Source organism: Pseudomonas sp. RA_15y_Pfl2_54 (assembly GCF_963971015.1).
GTDB lineage: Bacteria > Pseudomonadota > Gammaproteobacteria > Pseudomonadales > Pseudomonadaceae > Aquipseudomonas > Aquipseudomonas baetica_A.
Window position 1 is genome coordinate 55,324 of sequence record NZ_CAXAPN010000027.1, and the last position, 17,867, is coordinate 73,190.

Genomic DNA, 17,867 nt, shown 5'->3' on the forward strand with positions numbered 1-17,867 from the left:
GACAGCTTCATGGAAGCATTGCACCAGAAAATCCGCGAACAAGGCATCGTGCTTTCCGACCAGGTCCTGAAGGTGGACGCCTTCCTGAACCACCAGATCGACCCGGCCCTGATGAAGCTGATTGGCGACGAGTTCGCCACGCTGTTCAAGGATTCGGGCATCACCAAAATCGTCACCATCGAAGCCTCGGGCATTGCCCCGGCGATCATGACCGGTCTGAACCTCGGCGTGCCGGTGATCTTCGCCCGCAAGCAACAGTCCCTGACCCTGACCGAAAACCTGCTGTCGGCGACCGTTTACTCGTTCACCAAAAAGACCGAAAGCACCGTGGCCATCTCCCCGCGTCACCTGACCAGCAGCGACCGCGTGCTGATCATCGACGACTTTTTGGCCAACGGTAAGGCGTCGCAAGCGCTGATCTCGATCATCAAGCAGGCAGGCGCCACCGTCGCCGGCCTGGGCATCGTCATCGAGAAGTCGTTCCAGGGCGGCCGTGCCGAGCTGGATTCGCAGGGCTATCGCGTTGAGTCGCTGGCTCGCGTTAAATCGCTGAAGGACGGCGTTGTAACCTTCATCGAATAAAGCCACACCGCCCCCCTGTGGGAGCGGGCTTGCTCGCGAATGAGTAGTGTCAGTCGAGATCCTGGTTGACTGATTTACCGCTTTCGCGAGCAAGCCCGCTCCCACAGTTGGTTTTGCAGCAGGCCGTTAGTTCGCAGTGGCTTTGAGGCCCGTGAGCAGCAGGCGCTGGAACAGGTCTTCCTTTAACCCTTCCGGATTCTTGAGCTGCATCCGCTCCAGGTGTTCAGGGAATGTTGAAGCGTCTGGCGCATCCAGCGCGGCCTTGCCCAGTTCCAGAATCTCAGTCAGCTTGAACTTGCTCTTCAACCAGTTCAGCGCCCGCAACAGATCCCGCTCGATCATCGTGAAATCACAGCCCAACGGATACTCCGGAAACAGGTTCGGGTGTCGCGCGGCAATCGCCTGCAAGCGTTGCGGCGTGTTATCGGCAAATCGTGGATCAATGCGGAAATCCTTCGGCAGTTTGCCGACTGTCTGCGCCTGTTCGATCAGCCCCGCCTGGAAGCGCGAATCGCTGATATTGAGCAACGCCTCGATCACCGCTGCGTCGGTCTTGCCGCGCAGATCGGCAATGCCGTACTCGGTGACGACGATATCGCGCAGATGCCGTGGAATCGTGCAGTGGCCGTATTCCCAGACGATGTTGGAGCTGACGTCGCCCCCCGATTCGCGCCAGCTGCGCAGGATCAGAATCGAGCGTGCATCGTGCAACGCGTGGGCCTGGGCGACAAAATTGTATTGCCCGCCGACCCCGCTGAGCACCCGTCCGTCTTCGAGCTGATCCGACACGCCGGCGCCAAGCAGGGTCATGGTGAAGACGGTGTTGATAAACCGTGCATCAAGACGCTGCAAACGCTTGAGTTCTTCCTGCCCATACAACTCGTTGATGTAGCTGATGCGGGTCATGTTGAATTCGAGGCGCTTGCTCTGCGGCAACTCGCGCAGACGCTGGTAAAAACTGCGCGGGCCAAGGAAGAAGCCGCCGTGCACCGAGATGCCGTCAGGCTGCGCGGCCTCATCGAGGGTGCCGGCGTTGGCCTGCTCTTGCGTGTGGACATCGGGGTAGACCTTGCGCCGGATAATCCCCGCATCCGCTAGCACCAGCAAGCCGTTGACGAACATTTCGCTGCAACCGTAAAGGCCTTTGGCGAACGGTGCGGTGCCGCCCTCACGTTCGATCAATTGCGCCCACTGGCTGACATTCACGTCGGCCAGCAATGCCCGATATCCGGCGTTATCCGCCTGGCGTGCCAGCAACGCAGCCGTCAGTGCATCGCCCATAGAACCAATGCCTACCTGCAACGTACCGCCGTCACGCACCAGCGTACTGGCATGCAGGCCGATGAAATGATCCTGAAAGCCAACCGGCATGTTCGGCGTGGAAAACAACGTGGTGCTGTCCTTCTCGTCAATCAAAAAGTCGAAGGTGTCGATATCGACCTCGGCATCGCCGGGCATGTACGGCAAATCGGTATGCACTTGGCCGACCAGCAAAATCGTCTCCCCCGCCGCGCGACGCTTGGCGATCATCGGCAACAGGTCGAGGGTGATGTCCGGGTTGCAACTCAGGCTCAAGCGGTCGGGATGCTCACTGCTGCTGGCGAGCAACTGCGCGACCAGGTTCAGGCCGGCGGCGTTGATGTCGCGGGCGGCGTGGCTGTAATTACTGCTGACGTAGTCCTGCTGGGCCGGGGGACTATTGAGCAGGCTGCCGGGCTGCATGAAAAACTGTTCGATGCGGATGTTGGCGGGCAGGCTGTCGCGGTGCAGGTCAGCGAGGAAATCGAATTCCGGGTAATCGCCGAAGACGCGGTCTACGAAGGGCTCGATGAAGCGTTTCTGCAAGCCATCGCCAAGGCTCGGCCGCCCCAGGCACAGGGCGGTGTAGATCGTCAGTTGCCGCTCGGGCAGCCCTTTGATTCGCCGGTATAGCGCGTTGACGAAATGATTGGGTTTGCCCAGCCCCAGCGGCAAACCCATTTGAATATGCGCCGGCAACCGCGTGAGCACGTCGTCCACTGCCTGTTCGATTGAACACAACTGCACCATCTGAAGCCTCCCGCCCTTTGCGTGAATAGAGGTAGACCGAGCTTGCCGCTACTTTGCTGCAATGAACAGCCCAGGGTCAGAATCGCGGGCACAAAAAAACCGTCCGAAGACGGTTTTTTTCATCAAAAGAGCGCCTTACTTCAGGCCGGACATCTTCTGGATAGCGCCCTTGAGCTCGTCATCCGTGCAGTCGGCGCAGGTGCCTTTCGGCGGCATCGAGTTAATGCCCGTGATGGCTTTGGCCAGGATGCCGTCGAGGCCGCCCTGGTGATCGGCGCGTTCTTTCCAGGCGGCGGTGTCACCGATTTTCGGTGCGCCCAGCAGACCTGTGCCATGGCAAGCGTTGCAATGTTTGGCAATCACTTCGTCCGGGGTTTTCGCCCCGCCGCCACCGCCGGCGGTCGCTGCCACTTCCATCCCTTTGCATTCCTGACCTTGTACACACACCTGGCCTACGGGCTCCAGGCGCTTGGCAATGTCGTCATTCGTCGCAGCTTGAGCGCTGACAGCCCAGAGGGCCAGTACGGTTGCTGGTGCAGCCAGCATTTTCATAATTAGGTTCACGCGTTCACCCTCAATGGTGGCTATTCACGCCTGCGGCCACGGTTCGCAGGCGGGCGCAAGTATAGCGGGTAGCCCGCCACACTGAAACAACCCCAAAGTTAAAGGGGTCTTGTTGCACATCGCTAAAACGGTTCGGGTGCCTTCGCCATAGTGGCCTGGCGCCTCTTTATTTAAAAATTCGCCGGCGTGGCTGCGCTGATTAGTCGCGCGGGCAAGTCGAACGGATTGCGGAAACGATGGGGCTTGGTACTTTCAAAATAGTAGCTGTCGCCAGCTTCGAGAATAAAAGTTTCGAGGCCCACCACCAGTTCCAGACGACCTTCCACCAGAATCCCGGTTTCCTCACCCTCGTGGGTGAGCATTTCTTCGCCGGTGTCGGCGCCCGGTGGGTAGATTTCGTTGAGGAATGCGATGGCCCGGCTCGGGTGTGCACGGCCGACCAGTTTCATGGTCACGGCGCCGTCGGAAATGTCGATCAGCTCGTTGGCCTTGTAGACGATCTGAGTCGGTTGTTCCTGCAGGATTTCTTCGGAGAAGAATTCGACCATCGACATGGGAATGCCGCCCAGAACCTTCCTCAGCGAACTGATCGAAGGGCTGACGCTGTTCTTTTCGATCATCGAAATGGTGCTGTTGGTGACGCCCGCGCGCTTGGCGAGTTCACGCTGGGAAAGCCCTTTGAGCTTGCGGATCGATTGCAGTCGTTCACCGACGTCCAAGGCTGGAGCCTCCTGATGTTGTAAGAATATTGAGCGTTATCATGGCGACAGCGTTCAGTATTTACAACACTTGGGCCCCGCAGCTGCCTCAACCCTCGGAATAGAGCCTTGGCACCCGACGCAGGTTGCAGAAGATCTGGTAAGGAATGGTGTCGGCCCACTTCGCGACGTCGCTGGCGAGGATGTTTTTGCCCCACAACTCGACAGTTGAACCCAGCCCGGCTTCCGGCACATCCGTCAGGTCGATGCACAGCATGTCCATCGATACCCGACCGAGTAGGCGACTGTGTTTGCCGGCCACCAGCACAGGTGTGCCGGTCGGTGCCTGACGCGGGTAGCCATCGGCGTAACCCATGGCGACCACGCCGATGCGCATCGGTTTATCCGTGACGAATTTGGCGCCGTAGCCAATGGGTTCGCCGACCGGCAATTCGCGTACGCAGATAACTTTTGATTCGAGAGTCATCACCGGTTGCAGGCGCTCGGCCACAGCGTTGGCTTCTTCGAACGGCGTGGCGCCGTAAAGCATGATGCCCGGGCGTACCCAGTCGCTGTGGATCTGCGGCCAACCGAGTACAGCGGGCGAATTGCGCAGGCTGACTTCGGCGGCAAGGCCCTGGCGCGCGGCCTCGAAGACCGCCATCTGATCAGCACTGGTCTGCGCGTGCAGTTCATCGGCACGGGCGAAGTGGCTCATCAGCACGATCTTCGCGACTTTGCCGCTGGCCAGCAGTCGCTGGTAGGCCGCCGGGTAATCCTTGGGATGCAGACCGACACGGTGCATGCCCGAGTCGAGCTTCAGCCACACGGTGATCGGTTTGCTCAACGCGGCCTGCTCGATCGCTTCGAGCTGCCACAGCGAATGCACCACGCACCAGAAATCATGCTCAACGATCAGCGCCAGCTCATCGGCCTCGAAAATCCCTTCAAGCAACAACACCGGGGCACGAATGCCGGCGGCGCGCAGTTCCAAAGCCTCTTCGATGCACGCGACGGCAAAACCGTCAGCCTCAGCTTCCAGCGCCTGGGCGCAACGAACCGCGCCGTGGCCGTAAGCATCTGCCTTGATCACCGCGAGCGCCTTGGCGCCGGTGACTTCGCGGGCAATTCGGTAGTTGTGACGCAGGGCTTGAAGGTCGATCAGGGCACGGGCAGGACGCATGGCGGCAGACTTCTAGGCGGTCATGGGAATAAAAACCGGCGCTGGCTGACGGCGTGAACCGCCAACAACACCGGGAGAGGGATCTTTGAAACGATTACGGCAACGCAGCGACGATGGATATCTCGACCAGGATGCTCGGCTTGGCCATCTTCGCCTCGACAGTGGCACGGGCCGGGGCGGCGCCTTTGGGCAACCACTGATCCCACACGGAGTTCATTGCGGCAAAGTGTGCTTCGATGTCGTTCAGGTAGATCGTCGCCGACAGCAGATGCCGTTTGTCGGTCCCGGCCAGATCCAGCAAGCGCTCGATGTTGGCGAGGACATCGCGGGTCTGTTGTTCAATCCCGGCATCGAAATCGTCGCCGACCTGCCCGGCCAAAAACACGGTGCCGTTGTGGCTGACGATCTGACTCATGCGCTCATTGGTGAGCTGGCGATGGATTGACATGCTGGGTCGACTCCTGGGATTTGTTGCCATAACGGGAAATATCGAGGCCTTCGGCACTGATCTGCGGCTTTTTCTTTGCCATCAGGTCGGCCAACAGACGACCGGAACCGCACGCCATGGTCCAGCCGAGCGTGCCGTGACCGGTGTTGAGGAACAGGTTCTTGAACGGCGTGGCGCCCACAATCGGAGTGCCGTCCGGCGTGGTCGGACGCAGGCCGGTCCAGAAACTCGCCTCGGCCAGATTGCCGCCCTGAGGATAAAGGTCGTTGACGATCATCTCCAGGGTTTCGCGTCGACGCGGGTTCAGCGACAGGTCAAAACCGGCAATCTCGGCCATGCCGCCGACGCGGATGCGGTTGTCGAAACGGGTGATTGCGACCTTGTAGGTCTCGTCGAGAATGGTCGAGGTCGGGGCCATCGCCGGGTTGGTGATCGGCACGGTCAGCGAGTAACCCTTGAGCGGGTAAACAGGCGCCTTGATGCCCAACGGCTTGAGCAACTGCGGCGAGTAGCTGCCGAGCGCCAGAACGTAGCGGTCGGCGGTTTCCAGCTTGCCGTCGATCCACACGCCGTTGATGCGATCACCGGCGTAGTCGAGCTTCTGGATGTCTTGGCCGAAACGGAATTCAACACCCAGCTTCACAGCCATTTCGGCGAGACGGGTGGTGAACATCTGGCAGTCGCCGGTCTGGTCGTTCGGCAGGCGCAGCGCGCCGGCGAGGATGTCGGTAACGCCAGCCAGCGCTGGCTCGACCCGGGCGATGCCGGCGCGATCCAGGACTTCGAACGGCACACCGGACTCTTTCAGCACGGCGATGTCTTTGGCGGCGCCGTCGAGTTGTGCCTGGGTGCGGAACAATTGGGTGGTGCCGAGGCTTCGGCCTTCGTAAGCGATGCCGGTTTCAGCGCGTAATTCGTCGAGGCAATCGCGGCTGTACTCGGACAGACGCACCATGCGCTCTTTGTTCACCGCGTATCGGCTGGCGGTGCAGTTGCGCAGCATTTGCGCCATCCACAGGTATTGGTCGATGTCGGCGGTGGCCTTGATCGCCAGCGGTGCGTGGCGTTGCAGCAGCCATTTGATGGCCTTGAGCGGCACACCCGGCGCGGCCCACGGCGAGGCATAACCCGGCGACACCTGGCCGGCGTTGGCGAAACTGGTCTCCATGGCCGCGGCGGGCTGCCGGTCGACCACCACCACTTCAAACCCGGCACGGGCCAGATAATAAGCACTGGCGGTACCGATGACGCCGCTACCCAAGACCATGACGCGCATTTTTGTATCCCTCATCGCGGCTGACCGCCGACGTGTTGTTAGAGCAATGATGAGCGCAGTGTAAAAAATAAATGCCAGTGCTTTTCACTATATAAGCGCCTATATTTGGCGACAATTCTCGGCAAAAACCCTTTTCACGGAGGCGCATCCCCTATGCGTACCAACACTCAGACCAAACGTGAGCTGGACAAGATCGACCGCAACATCTTGCGGATCCTGCAGGCGGATGGGCGGATTTCCTTTACCGAACTCGGGGAAAAAGTCGGCCTCTCCACCACGCCGTGCACCGAACGGGTACGACGTCTGGAGCGCGAAGGGATCATCATGAGCTACAACGCCCGGCTCAATCCTCAGCACTTGAAGGGTAGTCTTTTGGTCTTCGTCGAGATCAGCCTCGACTACAAATCCGGCGATACTTTCGAAGAGTTCCGACGTGCGGTGCTGAAATTGCCCCATGTGCTGGAATGTCATTTGGTATCAGGGGATTTCGATTATCTGGTGAAAGCGCGAATTTCCGAGATGGCCTCGTATCGCAAGTTGCTCGGCGACATCCTGCTCAAGCTGCCGCATGTGCGGGAGTCGAAGAGCTATATCGTGATGGAAGAGGTGAAGGAGAGTTTGAGCCTGCCGGTTCCGGACTGAATTTGACGGTGCCTGTACCGGCCTCTTCGCGAGCAAGCCCGCGCTGGAATGCACTCCAAATGTGCGGGCGGGCTTGCTCGACCAGGTCAACAGTGAACCCGTTAAACCAGGACCTGCCGATTCGCCGCCATGTACTCGAAGATTTGCTTTTCAGCGCGCGGATGAATCAACTCGACCGGCCCCCGTCCATTCGGGCATGGCAAGGTCTTCGTCGTCCCAAACAACCGACAAATCAGCGGCCGCTCGCCATACACCGTGCAGCCATTCGGCCCCAAGTGCACACAGTTCAGTTCTTCCATCGCCGCATCCTGCTCGGCGCGGGTCTTGCGCGGCAGCCGGGCCATCTCTTCGGGTGACGTGGTCACTGGCCCGCAGCAGTCATGGCAGCCCGGCACGCACTCGAACGTGGGGATCTGCTGACGCAGGGTGCGGATTTTCTGGCTGTTGCAACTCATCGAAACAGTGACCTACGGAGAATAGGCGGCAATTGTGCCGCAAAAGCCGTGATCCAGACAGCAACGGGCGACCCGTGTTGCCCGTCTTCGGGCGGGCGGCTTATGCTCCGTCAAATTTTCTCGACACTTAGCCGTTGGATGATGCCCATGAATGCCCGCGCCCGAAACCTCGCGAGCCAACCCCACGTTGCCTCCTACTATGCCGCCAGCAGCCTGCCGCAGCCCGATCACCCAAGACTGCAAGGCGAAGTGATTGCCGACGTGTGCGTGGTGGGCGGCGGGTTTTCCGGGCTGAACACGGCGCTGGAACTGGCCGAACGCGGTCTGCGCGTGGTGTTGCTGGAGGCGCACAGGATTGGCTGGGGCGCCAGTGGTCGTAACGGCGGGCAGTTGATTCGCGGGGTCGGCCACGGTCTCGATCAATTTGCCAATGTCATCGGCGCCGACGGCGTGCGGCAGATGAAGCTCATGGGCCTGGAAGCGGTGGAAATCGTCCGCCAGCGCGTCGAGCGTTTCCAGATCCAGTGCGACCTGACCTGGGGCTACTGCGACCTCGCCAACAAACCCGCCGACCTCGAAGGCTTTGCCCAAGACGCCGAAGAACTGCGCGGTCTGGGCTATCGCTACGAAACCCGTTTGCTGCAAGCCAATGAAATGCACACCGTGGTCGGTTCCAAACGCTACGTTGGCGGGCTGATCGACATGGGTTCCGGGCATCTTCACCCATTGAATCTGGCGTTGGGTGAAGCGGCAGCGGCGCAGCAACTGGGGGTGCAACTGTTCGAGCATTCGGCGGTGACCCGCATCGACTACGGCTCTGAAGTGAAGGTGCACACAGCGCAGGGTTCGGTACGCGCGAAAACGCTGGTGCTCGGTTGCAACGCCTACCTCAACAACCTCAACCCACAACTGAGCGGCAAAGTTTTGCCCGCCGGCAGCTACATCATCGCTACCGAGCCTTTGACTGAGGAGCAGGCGCACAACTTGCTGCCGCAGAACATGGCGGTCTGTGATCAGCGGGTAGCGCTGGATTACTACCGCCTCTCGGCCGATCGCCGTCTACTGTTCGGCGGCGCCTGCCATTACTCGGGGCGCGATCCGAAGGACATCACCGCCTACATGCAGCCGAAGATGCTCGACGTCTTTCCGCAACTGGCCGGGGTGAAGATCGATTATCAGTGGGGCGGGATGATCGGCATCGGTGCCAACCGTCTGCCGCAGATTGGCCGGCTCAATGACCAGCCGAATGTGTATTACGCCCAGGCCTATTCCGGCCACGGGGTGAATGCCACGCACCTGGCGGGCAAACTGCTGGCAGAGGCGATCAGCGGGCAGCACAGCGATGGCTTCGATCTGTTTGCCAAGGTGCCGCACATCACTTTCCCGGGCGGCAAGCATCTGCGTTCGCCGCTGCTGGCGCTGGGGATGTTGTGGCATCGGCTTAAAGAGCTGGTCTGATCTTTTTATAAGCCTTCGCGAGCAAGCCCGCTCCCACACCAGGACTGCAATTCCCTGTGGGAGCGGGCTTGCTCGCGAAGAGGTCCGCAAAAACAATACAGATTTCAGATTCGCCAGAACGGCTTCAACCCTTCCTCCTGCGCCTGCTCGCGGGTCAGCCCCACATCCTTGAGTTGCTCCGGCGTCAGGCCGAGCAACACCTTGCGCGTGTGCAGACGATGCCAGAACAGACCCCAGCGACTCAGGCCTGACGGCGCGTTGCGCATGGCCGCATTCCACGTACTGTCCTCCTGCCCAGCCACCAGTTCCTGACTGTGTAACGTCAGCCGCACATCGCTCAAGCCGTTCATTTTTGTCGCTCCTGTTTACTTGGGTCGCCAGAGATTCCATGATGCGCGGGCCGGCAAAAGCATTACAGATCCAAACAACCTGCATTAAATCCATACAGATTTGCTGTTTCTGCCACTGAATTGTCGATTTACGCCGCATCTGTACTGGTTTATCGAATCATCTGCATCGAGGCAGTGTCATGACGCTATATGTGAATCTCGCCGAACTGCTCGGCACGCGCATCGAACAAGGCTTCTACCGTCCGGGTGATCGCCTGCCGTCGGTACGCGCCTTGAGCGTAGAACATGGCGTGAGTCTCAGCACGGTGCAGCAGGCTTATCGCGTGCTCGAGGACAGTGGCCTGGCCACACCAAAACCCAAGTCCGGGTATTTCGTGCCGGTCGGTCGCGAGTTGCCGGAGCTGCCCGCCGTCGGGCGTCCGGCGCAGCGCCCGGTGGAGATCTCGCAGTGGGATCAGGTGCTGGAATTGATTCGCGCGGTGCCGCGCAAGGATGTGGTGCAACTCGGACGCGGGATGCCCGACGTCACAACGCCGACCATGAAACCGCTACTGCGCGGACTGGCGCAGATCAGTCGCCGCCAGGACATGCCCGGTCTGTATTACGACAACATCCACGGCACCCTCGAACTGCGTGAACAGATCGCTCGGCTGATGCTCGACTCGGGTTGCCAGTTGAACGCCAGCGACCTCGTCATCACGACCGGTTGTCACGAGGCGCTGTCCACCAGCATCCGCGCGATCTGTGAACCCGCAGACATCGTCGCGGTGGATTCGCCGAGCTTTCACGGCGCCATGCAGACCCTCAAAGGCCTGGGCATGAAAGCCCTGGAAATCCCCACCGACCCGCTCACCGGCATCAGCCTCCAAGCCCTGGAACTGGCGCTGGAGCAATGGCCGATCAAAGCCATCCAGATCACCCCAAACTGCAACAACCCGCTGGGCTACATCATGCCGGAGTCGCGCAAACGTGCGTTGTTGACGCTGGCGCAACGCTTTGACGTGGCGATCATCGAGGACGATGTATATGGCGAACTGGCCTATACCTACCCGCGTCCGCGCACCATCAAATCCTTCGACGAAGACGGCCGCGTACTGTTGTGCAGTTCATTTTCCAAGACACTGGCACCCGGGCTGCGTATTGGCTGGGTGGCGCCCGGTCGTTATCTGGAACGGGTGCTGCACATGAAATACATCAGCACTGGCTCCACCGCGACGCAACCACAGATTGCCATTGCCGAATTTCTCAAAGCAGGCCACTTCGAACCGCATTTGCGCAGGATGCGTGCACAATACCAGCGCAGTCGCGACGTAATGATTGACTGGGTCACGCGCTACTTTCCGGCAGGTACTCGCGCCAGTCGCCCGCAAGGCAGCTTCATTCTTTGGGTCGAATTGCCGGAAGGTTTTGACACGCTGAAACTCAATCGTGCCTTGCATGATCAGAACGTGCAGATTGCAGTCGGGAGCATTTTTTCCGCCTCGGGCAAGTACCGCAATTGCCTGCGAATGAACTACGCTGCCAAACCAACACCGCAGATCGAAGAGGCGGTGCGCAAGGTCGGCGCAGCGGCCACCAGGCTGCTCGCCGAGGACGGCAACTGACACACAGGCTGTGGCGAGGGACCTTGCGCCCACTGGGCCCTCTGGTTCTCCGTAAAAGCGCGAGCACGCCCCCTCACCACACCTGACGTTTCACTTCCCCCCATTTTTCAACCTGACAGCATGGCCTTACTGACGAAAACTCAGCCGGGTTTCAAATCGGGTCAGGTCGCTGACCCGGGTGGCTGCCGAGGTGACGTGCGCTTCCAGTTCCAGTTCGACTTCCAGGCTTCGGCCTTCAATACCCATTCCCGCGACCGCCGGTATCAGGCTGACGCCAGGTTGCAGAGTGCGCGCATCCGCCGCGGGAGCCTGCCCGTCACTGATCCAGTCGACCGTTTTACCGTCCACCCGCACGGTCAGCACCCGCACGCTGAGCGTGCCCGCACCAAAGCGGTATTGCCCGGCATAAGCCGCTGGCGCGACCAGCGTCAGGCGCAACGGGCCTGGTTGTTCGCATTGGACGTTGGCCTGAGCACGACGCAATCCGAAACTCAATGGATCACCCGGCGGTGACTGCGCCAGCAATTGCCCGCGTGTCGTGCGGCCAAAATCGACGACGGCCGGGCCCAGTCTGACGCTGCAGTCGGGCCGGGCCTGCGCCCAGCCCATGTGCGTCAACAGGCACAGCCATACAACGCCTGCCACCCGATTTTTGATGCCGTGCATGGTGCTTTCCTTTTTCAGACAGTCCGGCAGAGGGCCTGCGCGGTTTCGTACAGCGCATAAGGGTCACGCGCCTCGCTCATGGCGAACTCCAGTCGACAGCGCTGACCGCCCGCAAGCCGCAGATACAGTTCGAGGTCAGGCTGTACGTCGGACAGGAAAATCTGTCCGGCACCCAGCACGCTGGTGATGTATTGCTCCTGTGCGTCGAACACGCCGAGCCCCTTGTCGACCAACACGTTATCCACCGTGCGCACCTCTAACAGCACCCGCCGAGCCGTGACCATGTCGAACGCCAGACGCGGCACCGCGCCGCGTCCAGCCTCGACCTCCTGATAGGCGTTATGCACATCGACGTTGTGTCCCAGGCTGGCGGTGTCGATCTCCACCCGGCCCTTGCTGTAGGCCGGCAGGCTGGCTGCCACCGCATGGCCGGAACGGTCGGTCCAGACCGGGCCTCGCGGGGTGATCAGGCGCACCCCGGCGCTGTCGCCCGCCTTGAGCAATGCGAAGGTCTCGCGCAGCGGATAAGGCGACAGCGTCACGCCGGCGTCATGCACCAGCGCACCGCCGCGCAGGCCGACGTCATAGCTCTCGTCGCCGCTACCGCTGCGCGAGTAACCCGCATCCAGCTGACTGTATCGGGGCAACAGATTGACCCGCCCGTTGAAACCCGATTGGCCACTATCCGGCCGCTCCGCACCGAGGCTGTAGGCCAGGGTATCGCTGACTTGTTCGTTGAATCGCAGGCCGCTGCGCGTGCCGCCGACCGAGTCATTGCGCACGTAACCGCGCAACGTCCGCTGCGATCCCAGCGGCACACTCACGCTCAGATATGCTGCCGTACCTCGGGCATCGTCCGCTACCCCGGCGATATCCCGCTCCAGGGTGAAAGAAACATTGGCCCGACGAATCATCTGCGACCAGGCAACGGCGACCCGTGAGGTCACCGTCCCGTCGAACATTGAGAACCGCGAGTAACTCCCAGAGAAACCACCCAGAGTCAGACTGCCCGCACTGAGGCTCGCACTCAGTTGATTGCGCACGCGCTGGAACGGCTGGTCATCGCGCGGATTCCACGCGGTGTCCGACAGCGTGCGGAAATCCCGGGTCTGCTGAGTCAGCGCCAGACTGGCCGATAGCCTTTCGCCTAACAAACCATTCGCCGCCCACTGTACCTGGGTGCCGGACAGTGCTTGATCCTTGGCCCGCGACATCACCTGCCGACCGCTCAGTACGAGGCGCTCACCGACCGCGCCCTGCATCGCCCAGCCCAACGATTGATAGCCGTTGCCGAACATCGCACCGGCCGTGGCTTGCCAGCGCGGGCTCAGGCGCCAGTCCTTGCTGGCGGCAGCAAACGACGGTGCATCACGCTCGTCGCCGGCGTAACGCCGCACCTTTCCCGCGGCCAGTCCATAGCCCGCCACCCTGCCCGGCAGCGTACTAAGCAGTTGCGTCGCCGGGACAATAAAGCGCCGCTGCTGACCGTCCTCTTCGTGCACCGTGACCTCAAGATCCACGCTCTGACTGAGCAGCGGCAAACCCACCAGGGTGAAGGGGCCGCTGGGCACTAGGGTGGTATAGATCAGCGCACCGTTCTGGTTGACCTCGATTCTCGCGGCGGAGTAGGCAATGCCCTCGACTCTGGCACCGGCGCTGTCCTCGTCCAGTTCCATCAGTGCCATTTCGGGCTGCAACTGAAAACCGTTGAATGCCTCACCGGAAAACAGCGGCGAGACCATGTTCAATTGCCCCAATTGAAGGTTGGCCTGATAGCGTTCCGAGGTGTGTGAAGCGTAGGCATACAGGTGTTCGACGCTGCCCTGCCCGGCGAATTCGCTGTAAGCCTGGCGGCTGCGAAAGGACCAGTCAGCCGTGTTCAAACCCAGTTCACTGTTGAGGCTGCGGTACTGGCTGGATTGCCCGGCGAACCGACTGCCGAGCAGCAAGGCATCGTAGTTGAACAGCCCCGCCGTACCGCCGTTGAAGAAACGCCGTTGCGCCGGATGATCGGGCAGCAGCGTATCGGTCGGCATCAGCAGATCGATGTGTTGCCGAGAAGGATCGGCTTGCACCACGGCTTGCGGAAACCGTCGGGCAAACAGTTCGCATCCCGAACCGGGCTCCGACTCGACGTGATCTGCCCTGATGCCGCCACGCTCCAGCAAAGGCGGCGCGAAACACAGATCACCTGCAGCATCGAACGTCACCCGCAACCGCCCCTTGGGCACACCATTGACCGCCAGCGTTACGGTTTGCGCACCCTCGCGAAAACGCGGTACCTGGCTGAAATACTCGGCCAGATGCGGATCCAGCCCGCGAGACCTGAGCACATCCTGATTGAACTGCACCGCAGCCGGCACTGCCCGGGTGTCACTTGAAACGGCATGACTGTGCATCGGCGGACAAACCCAAGTGATGACCAGCAAAACGCCAGCCCAGCGCCTCCCGTGCATCAGTCCGGCACCAACGGCGCGTCAACGTGCCCGATGGCAAATCCGTAAGTGGTCACCGGGAACAATCGCACTTGTGTCGGCCGACGGCCCGGGTCGACGGCACCGCTCAACGTCAGTTGCTCACCGGGCAACACGTACGTGCGCCCCAGATCGATCTCCTGCTCTCCCGGCAGCAAATTCACCGCGTGGCCAAGACGCACGACATACGGACTGGGGTTACGCACCTGGACCACGCTGCCCTGGCGCGTCCAGACCAGATGTTTCCAGGGTTCGCGGTCGACCGGTAATTTGGCCGGACGCAGGATGACGGGAATGTTCTGCCGCACGCTCAGGCTTACCTGGGCTTTGCCGGACGAGTCTTGCGGCGCGATGCCCTCGAACACCACACGCTTGAGGCGCTCGGTTTGCAGCGGTTCGGCGCTGCGCAGGATGAACCGCACACGCTGCGTGGTCCCGGGTTCGACGCGCGCCACCGGCGGCGTCAGTAATAACAGTGACTCAGTGTCTTGCGGCACGTCTTCGATGGAAGTGTGCAGCAGCGCCGGATGTGACTCGCTGTTGAGCACATTGATCCCTGCTTCACCGACGCCTTCATCGAGCACGACGACGGGCGTTTCGGGAACCATCCCCGCCGCCCGAACAGGATCGGGCCCCCACAAAGAAACCAGCAGCATGCTGGCGATGGTGTTGCGCACAAAGGCGTTCATGTAAGGCTCCACAGACAAGCACGCAGACGCCAGCAGCGCCGGACAACGAGCCAGCCGATTGTGTTGATTGGAAATGACAAGCCTGGACGCCACCCAAACCCGTCGAGGGGTTCTGCGGCTCATGCGGCACTGCCCGACCACGGTTCGCGGCAGTGCCTTGCCCTCAGAGGTAGAGCAGTTCGAACGTCGCCGAACCGTTGAGTGAAATGTCAGAGGTAATCGGCAGACTCGACGTCGGGCCTATGACGGGCACCAGCGTTATGGGGAAGGTATGCACCATTCCGGGCAGAGGGCCTGCGGCCGTACTGCGCCCCCAGGAATAACGCAGGTTGCCCTCATAGTTTTTACCCAGGAGCGTGGCAGTATCCGGCTCGCTCCAATTGGCGCTGGTACCTTGCTTGTACATCACACTCGACAACTCGCCATCGACGGAGGGTTTGCCGAATCGCAAGCCATAGCCGCCGATCTTGTTGCCGCCCACCTCACCGATTCCGAAGATGTACATTTTCCAATCGGTGCCATCGACAACGATGCCCGGCCGTTGAGTATGGGCCTGGTTGTCATGCACCTTGATGGCCATCGGCGCGGACGCCGAGCAACTGACGCTCAAGGTGATATTGCGGTTGGTCAGTTCGGTCTGATAATCGCGGTTCAGCGATGCGGCAGAGATGTTGCCCAGGTCTACCAAGTTGCCGCCGGAAAAAGCGGGGGTGCAGGAGGTCGGGATGATCGTCCCGGTAATGGTCAGATCTGTTGAGTCAGCCATGACCAGCGCTGGACAGAGCGCGCTTGCAACAGCCATTGCACGAAAGGTATTACGCATGAAAATTCTCACTCCATAAGAATCGAAAGATGACATTCATCTGCGCTTTTTCTGAGTAAAAACAGGAAAGATCCTGCATCAGAATCAGCGCCGTCATTATTCCGATTGCTGTATAGGAGTGATGTAAGGCGAAGTAACAATCGACACCGGAAAATTCGCTACAAGACGTAGCTGATGTGAGCCGGAAAATTCCTCAATCTGTTGAAGAACTTCCCTCCTGCCGACAGTCATAGGCTACAAGCCGCTCTAGTCGGCGCGTCGGCTCCGCCGAATAACCCGTCACGCCCGCCGTGCCATACTCCAGGCCCGCCCACATTCGGAAACATCTGACTTGAGTTCCAGACACGCCCTTACGCTTGCACTGCTGGTCGTCCTGCCGCTGAGCGGGTGCACCACGCTCGATGCTCCCCGGACGCCAAGCCAGGCCCTGCCGGCGAAGGAGTCTGCGTTCGGTCGTTCAATTCAGGCGCAGGCAGCGCCCCATCAGGGACAGTCCGGTTTCCGCCTGTTGTCCAACAGCACCGAAGCGTTCACCGCACGCGCCGAACTGATCCGCCACGCGCAAACCAGTCTCGACTTGCAGTACTACATCGTCCACGACGGCATCAGCACGCGGATGCTGGTTGAGGAACTGCTCAAGGCTGCCGACCGTGGCGTGCGCGTACGAATCCTGCTTGACGACACCACCAGCGACGGCCTGGACCAGATCATCGCCACGCTGGCGGCGCATCCGCAGATCCAGATTCGCTTGTTCAACCCGCTGAATCTGGGGCGCAGCACGGGCGTGACCCGGGCGGCCGGGCGCCTGTTCAATCTGTCGCTGCAACACCGGCGAATGCACAACAAACTGTGGCTGGCGGACAACAGCGCGGCCATCGTGGGTGGGCGCAATCTGGGCGACGAGTATTTCGATGCCGAGCCAAACCTGAATTTCACCGACATCGACATGCTCAGCATGGGGCCCGTGGCTGAGCAACTCGGGCACAGCTTCGATCAGTACTGGAACAGCGCGCTGAGCAAACCGATCGAAGCATTTCTAACCAGCAAACCCTCAGCCAAGGATCTGCAGAACACCCGCACACGCCTGGAAGAATCGCTGGAGGACACCCGCAAGCAGAATCACGCGCTGTATCAGCAGTTGATGAAGTTCAAGACCGAACCACGCATGGACATCTGGCGCACAGAGCTGATCTGGGCCTGGAACCAGGCGCTGTGGGATGCGCCGAGCAAGGTGCTGGCCAAAGCTGAGCCTGATCCGCAATTGTTGCTGACCACGCAACTGGCGCCGGAGCTGAAGGGCGTCAGCAAAGAACTGATCATGGTTTCGGCGTACTTCGTACCCGGCCAGCCGGGGCTGGTGTACCTGACCGGACGCGCCGACGCGGGCGTTTCAGTGACCCTGCTGACCAATTCGCTGGAAGCCACCGATGTGCCGGCCGTGCACGGCGGCTATGCCCCCTATCGCAAAGCGCTGCTGGAGCATGGCGTGAAACTGTTCGAGCTGCGTCGCCAGCCCGGTGATGGCGGCGGCAGCGGCCCGCATATTTTTTACAGCAAATCGTTTCGCGGCTCGGACTCCAGCCTGCACAGCAAAGCGATGATCTTCGACCGACAGAAGTCGTTCATCGGCTCATTCAACTTCGACCCGCGCTCAGTGCTTTGGAACACCGAAGTCGGGGTGTTGGTGGACAGCCCCGAACTCGCCGGGCATGTGCGCGAACTGGCCCTGCAAGGCATGGCACCGGCACTGAGTTACGAGGCAACGCTTGAGAACGGGCAGATTGTCTGGGTGACCGAGGACAACGGCCAGATGCACACCCTGACCAAAGAACCGGGGAGTTGGTGGCGACGGTTCAATGCGTGGTTCAGCACCACCGTCGGTCTTGAGCGAATGCTGTAGCCCGGC

17 protein-coding genes are annotated in these 17,867 nt (G+C 60.7%); 5 read left to right on the forward strand and 12 right to left on the reverse strand.

What is annotated here, in order from left to right; translation table 11 throughout:
* Positions 1-9: 9 nt before the first annotated feature.
* Positions 10-582 (forward strand): xanthine phosphoribosyltransferase, encoded by a 573-nt coding sequence (locus AACY50_RS19475; protein WP_003229440.1) that lies wholly within the window; start codon positions 10-12, stop codon positions 580-582.
* Between the two features lie 126 nt (positions 583-708).
* Here the strand turns inward: AACY50_RS19475 and AACY50_RS19480 are convergent, their stop codons facing one another.
* The 6 genes from AACY50_RS19480 to dadA all read right to left on the reverse strand — a co-directional run bounded on the left by AACY50_RS19480 (position 709) and on the right by dadA (position 6,800).
* Entirely contained in the window at positions 709-2,631 is a 1,923-nt protein-coding gene (locus tag AACY50_RS19480; RefSeq protein WP_339539021.1) for an acetyl-CoA hydrolase/transferase C-terminal domain-containing protein, read from the reverse strand.
* Positions 2,632-2,766: 135 nt separating this feature from the next.
* Positions 2,767-3,183, reverse strand: coding sequence for a c-type cytochrome (locus AACY50_RS19485; RefSeq protein WP_221730929.1), 417 nt, complete (start codon positions 3,181-3,183; stop codon positions 2,767-2,769).
* A gap of 182 nt (positions 3,184-3,365) precedes the next feature.
* On the reverse strand, positions 3,366-3,914 hold the full coding sequence (locus AACY50_RS19490; RefSeq protein ID WP_221730870.1) for a cupin domain-containing protein: 549 nt from the start codon (positions 3,912-3,914) through the stop codon (positions 3,366-3,368).
* 88 nt (positions 3,915-4,002) lie between these two features.
* Positions 4,003-5,076, reverse strand: coding sequence for an alanine racemase (gene alr, locus AACY50_RS19495; protein WP_339433771.1), 1,074 nt, complete (start codon positions 5,074-5,076; stop codon positions 4,003-4,005).
* Positions 5,077-5,170: 94 nt separating this feature from the next.
* Positions 5,171-5,524 carry a RidA family protein gene (locus AACY50_RS19500; RefSeq protein ID WP_339433772.1) on the reverse strand — a complete coding sequence of 118 codons (354 nt, stop codon included), beginning with the start codon at positions 5,522-5,524 and terminating at the stop codon, positions 5,171-5,173.
* Complete coding sequence (gene dadA, locus AACY50_RS19505) at positions 5,496-6,800, reverse strand: D-amino acid dehydrogenase (protein WP_339433773.1); 1,305 nt, start codon at positions 6,798-6,800, stop codon at positions 5,496-5,498. The genes AACY50_RS19500 and dadA overlap by 29 nt, the downstream gene beginning before the upstream one ends.
* Before the next feature lie 153 nt (positions 6,801-6,953).
* On the opposite strand from dadA, the gene AACY50_RS19510 reads away from it, so the two are divergent.
* A complete protein-coding gene (locus AACY50_RS19510) occupies positions 6,954-7,442 on the forward strand; it encodes an Lrp/AsnC ligand binding domain-containing protein (protein ID WP_221730874.1) in 489 nt (162 codons plus the stop codon).
* A gap of 101 nt (positions 7,443-7,543) precedes the next feature.
* Here AACY50_RS19510 and AACY50_RS19515 read toward each other — a convergent pair whose 3' ends face one another.
* Positions 7,544-7,897: a YkgJ family cysteine cluster protein gene (locus tag AACY50_RS19515; protein ID WP_221730875.1), complete on the reverse strand. Its 354-nt coding sequence runs from the start codon at positions 7,895-7,897 to the stop codon at positions 7,544-7,546.
* Positions 7,898-8,044: 147 nt separating this feature from the next.
* On the opposite strand from AACY50_RS19515, the gene AACY50_RS19520 reads away from it, so the two are divergent.
* The gene (locus AACY50_RS19520; RefSeq protein WP_339433774.1) at positions 8,045-9,355 is read left to right on the forward strand and encodes an NAD(P)/FAD-dependent oxidoreductase; all 1,311 of its coding nucleotides are present in this window, start codon (positions 8,045-8,047) and stop codon (positions 9,353-9,355) included.
* Positions 9,356-9,459: 104 nt separating this feature from the next.
* Here the strand turns inward: AACY50_RS19520 and AACY50_RS19525 are convergent, their stop codons facing one another.
* Positions 9,460-9,705, reverse strand: a complete 246-nt coding sequence (locus AACY50_RS19525) for a DUF1127 domain-containing protein (protein ID WP_339433775.1) — start codon at positions 9,703-9,705, stop codon at positions 9,460-9,462.
* Positions 9,706-9,884: 179 nt separating this feature from the next.
* Here AACY50_RS19525 and AACY50_RS19530 point away from each other — a divergent pair, with 179 nt between their 5' ends.
* Complete coding sequence (locus AACY50_RS19530) at positions 9,885-11,309, forward strand: aminotransferase-like domain-containing protein (RefSeq protein WP_339433776.1); 1,425 nt, start codon at positions 9,885-9,887, stop codon at positions 11,307-11,309.
* Between the two features lie 126 nt (positions 11,310-11,435).
* Here AACY50_RS19530 and AACY50_RS19535 read toward each other — a convergent pair whose 3' ends face one another.
* The 4 genes from AACY50_RS19535 to AACY50_RS19550 all read right to left on the reverse strand — a co-directional run bounded on the left by AACY50_RS19535 (position 11,436) and on the right by AACY50_RS19550 (position 15,904).
* The gene (locus AACY50_RS19535) at positions 11,436-11,975 is read right to left on the reverse strand and encodes a hypothetical protein (RefSeq protein ID WP_339466467.1); all 540 of its coding nucleotides are present in this window, start codon (positions 11,973-11,975) and stop codon (positions 11,436-11,438) included.
* Between the two features lie 14 nt (positions 11,976-11,989).
* Positions 11,990-14,431, reverse strand: a complete 2,442-nt coding sequence (locus AACY50_RS19540) for a fimbria/pilus outer membrane usher protein (RefSeq protein ID WP_339539022.1) — start codon at positions 14,429-14,431, stop codon at positions 11,990-11,992.
* A complete protein-coding gene (locus AACY50_RS19545) occupies positions 14,431-15,138 on the reverse strand; it encodes a fimbria/pilus chaperone family protein (RefSeq protein WP_339539023.1) in 708 nt (235 codons plus the stop codon). Before AACY50_RS19545 ends, AACY50_RS19540 begins: the two co-directional genes overlap by 1 nt.
* 163 nt (positions 15,139-15,301) lie before the next feature.
* The gene (locus tag AACY50_RS19550) at positions 15,302-15,904 is read right to left on the reverse strand and encodes a DUF1120 domain-containing protein (protein WP_339466465.1); all 603 of its coding nucleotides are present in this window, start codon (positions 15,902-15,904) and stop codon (positions 15,302-15,304) included.
* A gap of 388 nt (positions 15,905-16,292) precedes the next feature.
* Here AACY50_RS19550 and AACY50_RS19555 point away from each other — a divergent pair, with 388 nt between their 5' ends.
* A complete protein-coding gene (locus AACY50_RS19555; protein WP_339466463.1) occupies positions 16,293-17,861 on the forward strand; it encodes a phospholipase D family protein in 1,569 nt (522 codons plus the stop codon).
* Positions 17,862-17,867 lie beyond the last annotated feature (6 nt).

Excerpts from the sequence above, each read along its gene's own strand:
- AACY50_RS19480 (WP_339539021.1), bottom strand. The coding sequence starts at position 2,631 with ATGGTGCAGTTGTGTTCAATCGAACAGGCAGTGGACGACGTGCTCACG.
- AACY50_RS19550 (WP_339466465.1), bottom strand. The coding sequence starts at position 15,904 with ATGGCTGACTCAACAGATCTGACCATTACCGGGACGATCATCCCGACC.
- AACY50_RS19530 (WP_339433776.1), top strand. The coding sequence starts at position 9,885 with ATGACGCTATATGTGAATCTCGCCGAACTGCTCGGCACGCGCATCGAA.
- AACY50_RS19520 (WP_339433774.1), top strand. The coding sequence starts at position 8,045 with ATGAATGCCCGCGCCCGAAACCTCGCGAGCCAACCCCACGTTGCCTCC.
- AACY50_RS19500 (WP_339433772.1), bottom strand. The coding sequence starts at position 5,524 with ATGTCAATCCATCGCCAGCTCACCAATGAGCGCATGAGTCAGATCGTC.
- AACY50_RS19535 (WP_339466467.1), bottom strand. The coding sequence starts at position 11,975 with ATGCACGGCATCAAAAATCGGGTGGCAGGCGTTGTATGGCTGTGCCTG.
- AACY50_RS19525 (WP_339433775.1), bottom strand. The coding sequence starts at position 9,705 with ATGAACGGCTTGAGCGATGTGCGGCTGACGTTACACAGTCAGGAACTG.
- AACY50_RS19545 (WP_339539023.1), bottom strand. The coding sequence starts at position 15,138 with ATGAACGCCTTTGTGCGCAACACCATCGCCAGCATGCTGCTGGTTTCT.
- AACY50_RS19475 (WP_003229440.1), top strand. The coding sequence starts at position 10 with ATGGAAGCATTGCACCAGAAAATCCGCGAACAAGGCATCGTGCTTTCC.
- AACY50_RS19485 (WP_221730929.1), bottom strand. The coding sequence starts at position 3,183 with ATGAAAATGCTGGCTGCACCAGCAACCGTACTGGCCCTCTGGGCTGTC.
- dadA (WP_339433773.1), bottom strand. The coding sequence starts at position 6,800 with ATGCGCGTCATGGTCTTGGGTAGCGGCGTCATCGGTACCGCCAGTGCT.
- AACY50_RS19515 (WP_221730875.1), bottom strand. The coding sequence starts at position 7,897 with ATGAGTTGCAACAGCCAGAAAATCCGCACCCTGCGTCAGCAGATCCCC.
- AACY50_RS19510 (WP_221730874.1), top strand. The coding sequence starts at position 6,954 with ATGCGTACCAACACTCAGACCAAACGTGAGCTGGACAAGATCGACCGC.
- alr (WP_339433771.1), bottom strand. The coding sequence starts at position 5,076 with ATGCGTCCTGCCCGTGCCCTGATCGACCTTCAAGCCCTGCGTCACAAC.
- AACY50_RS19540 (WP_339539022.1), bottom strand. The coding sequence starts at position 14,431 with ATGCACGGGAGGCGCTGGGCTGGCGTTTTGCTGGTCATCACTTGGGTT.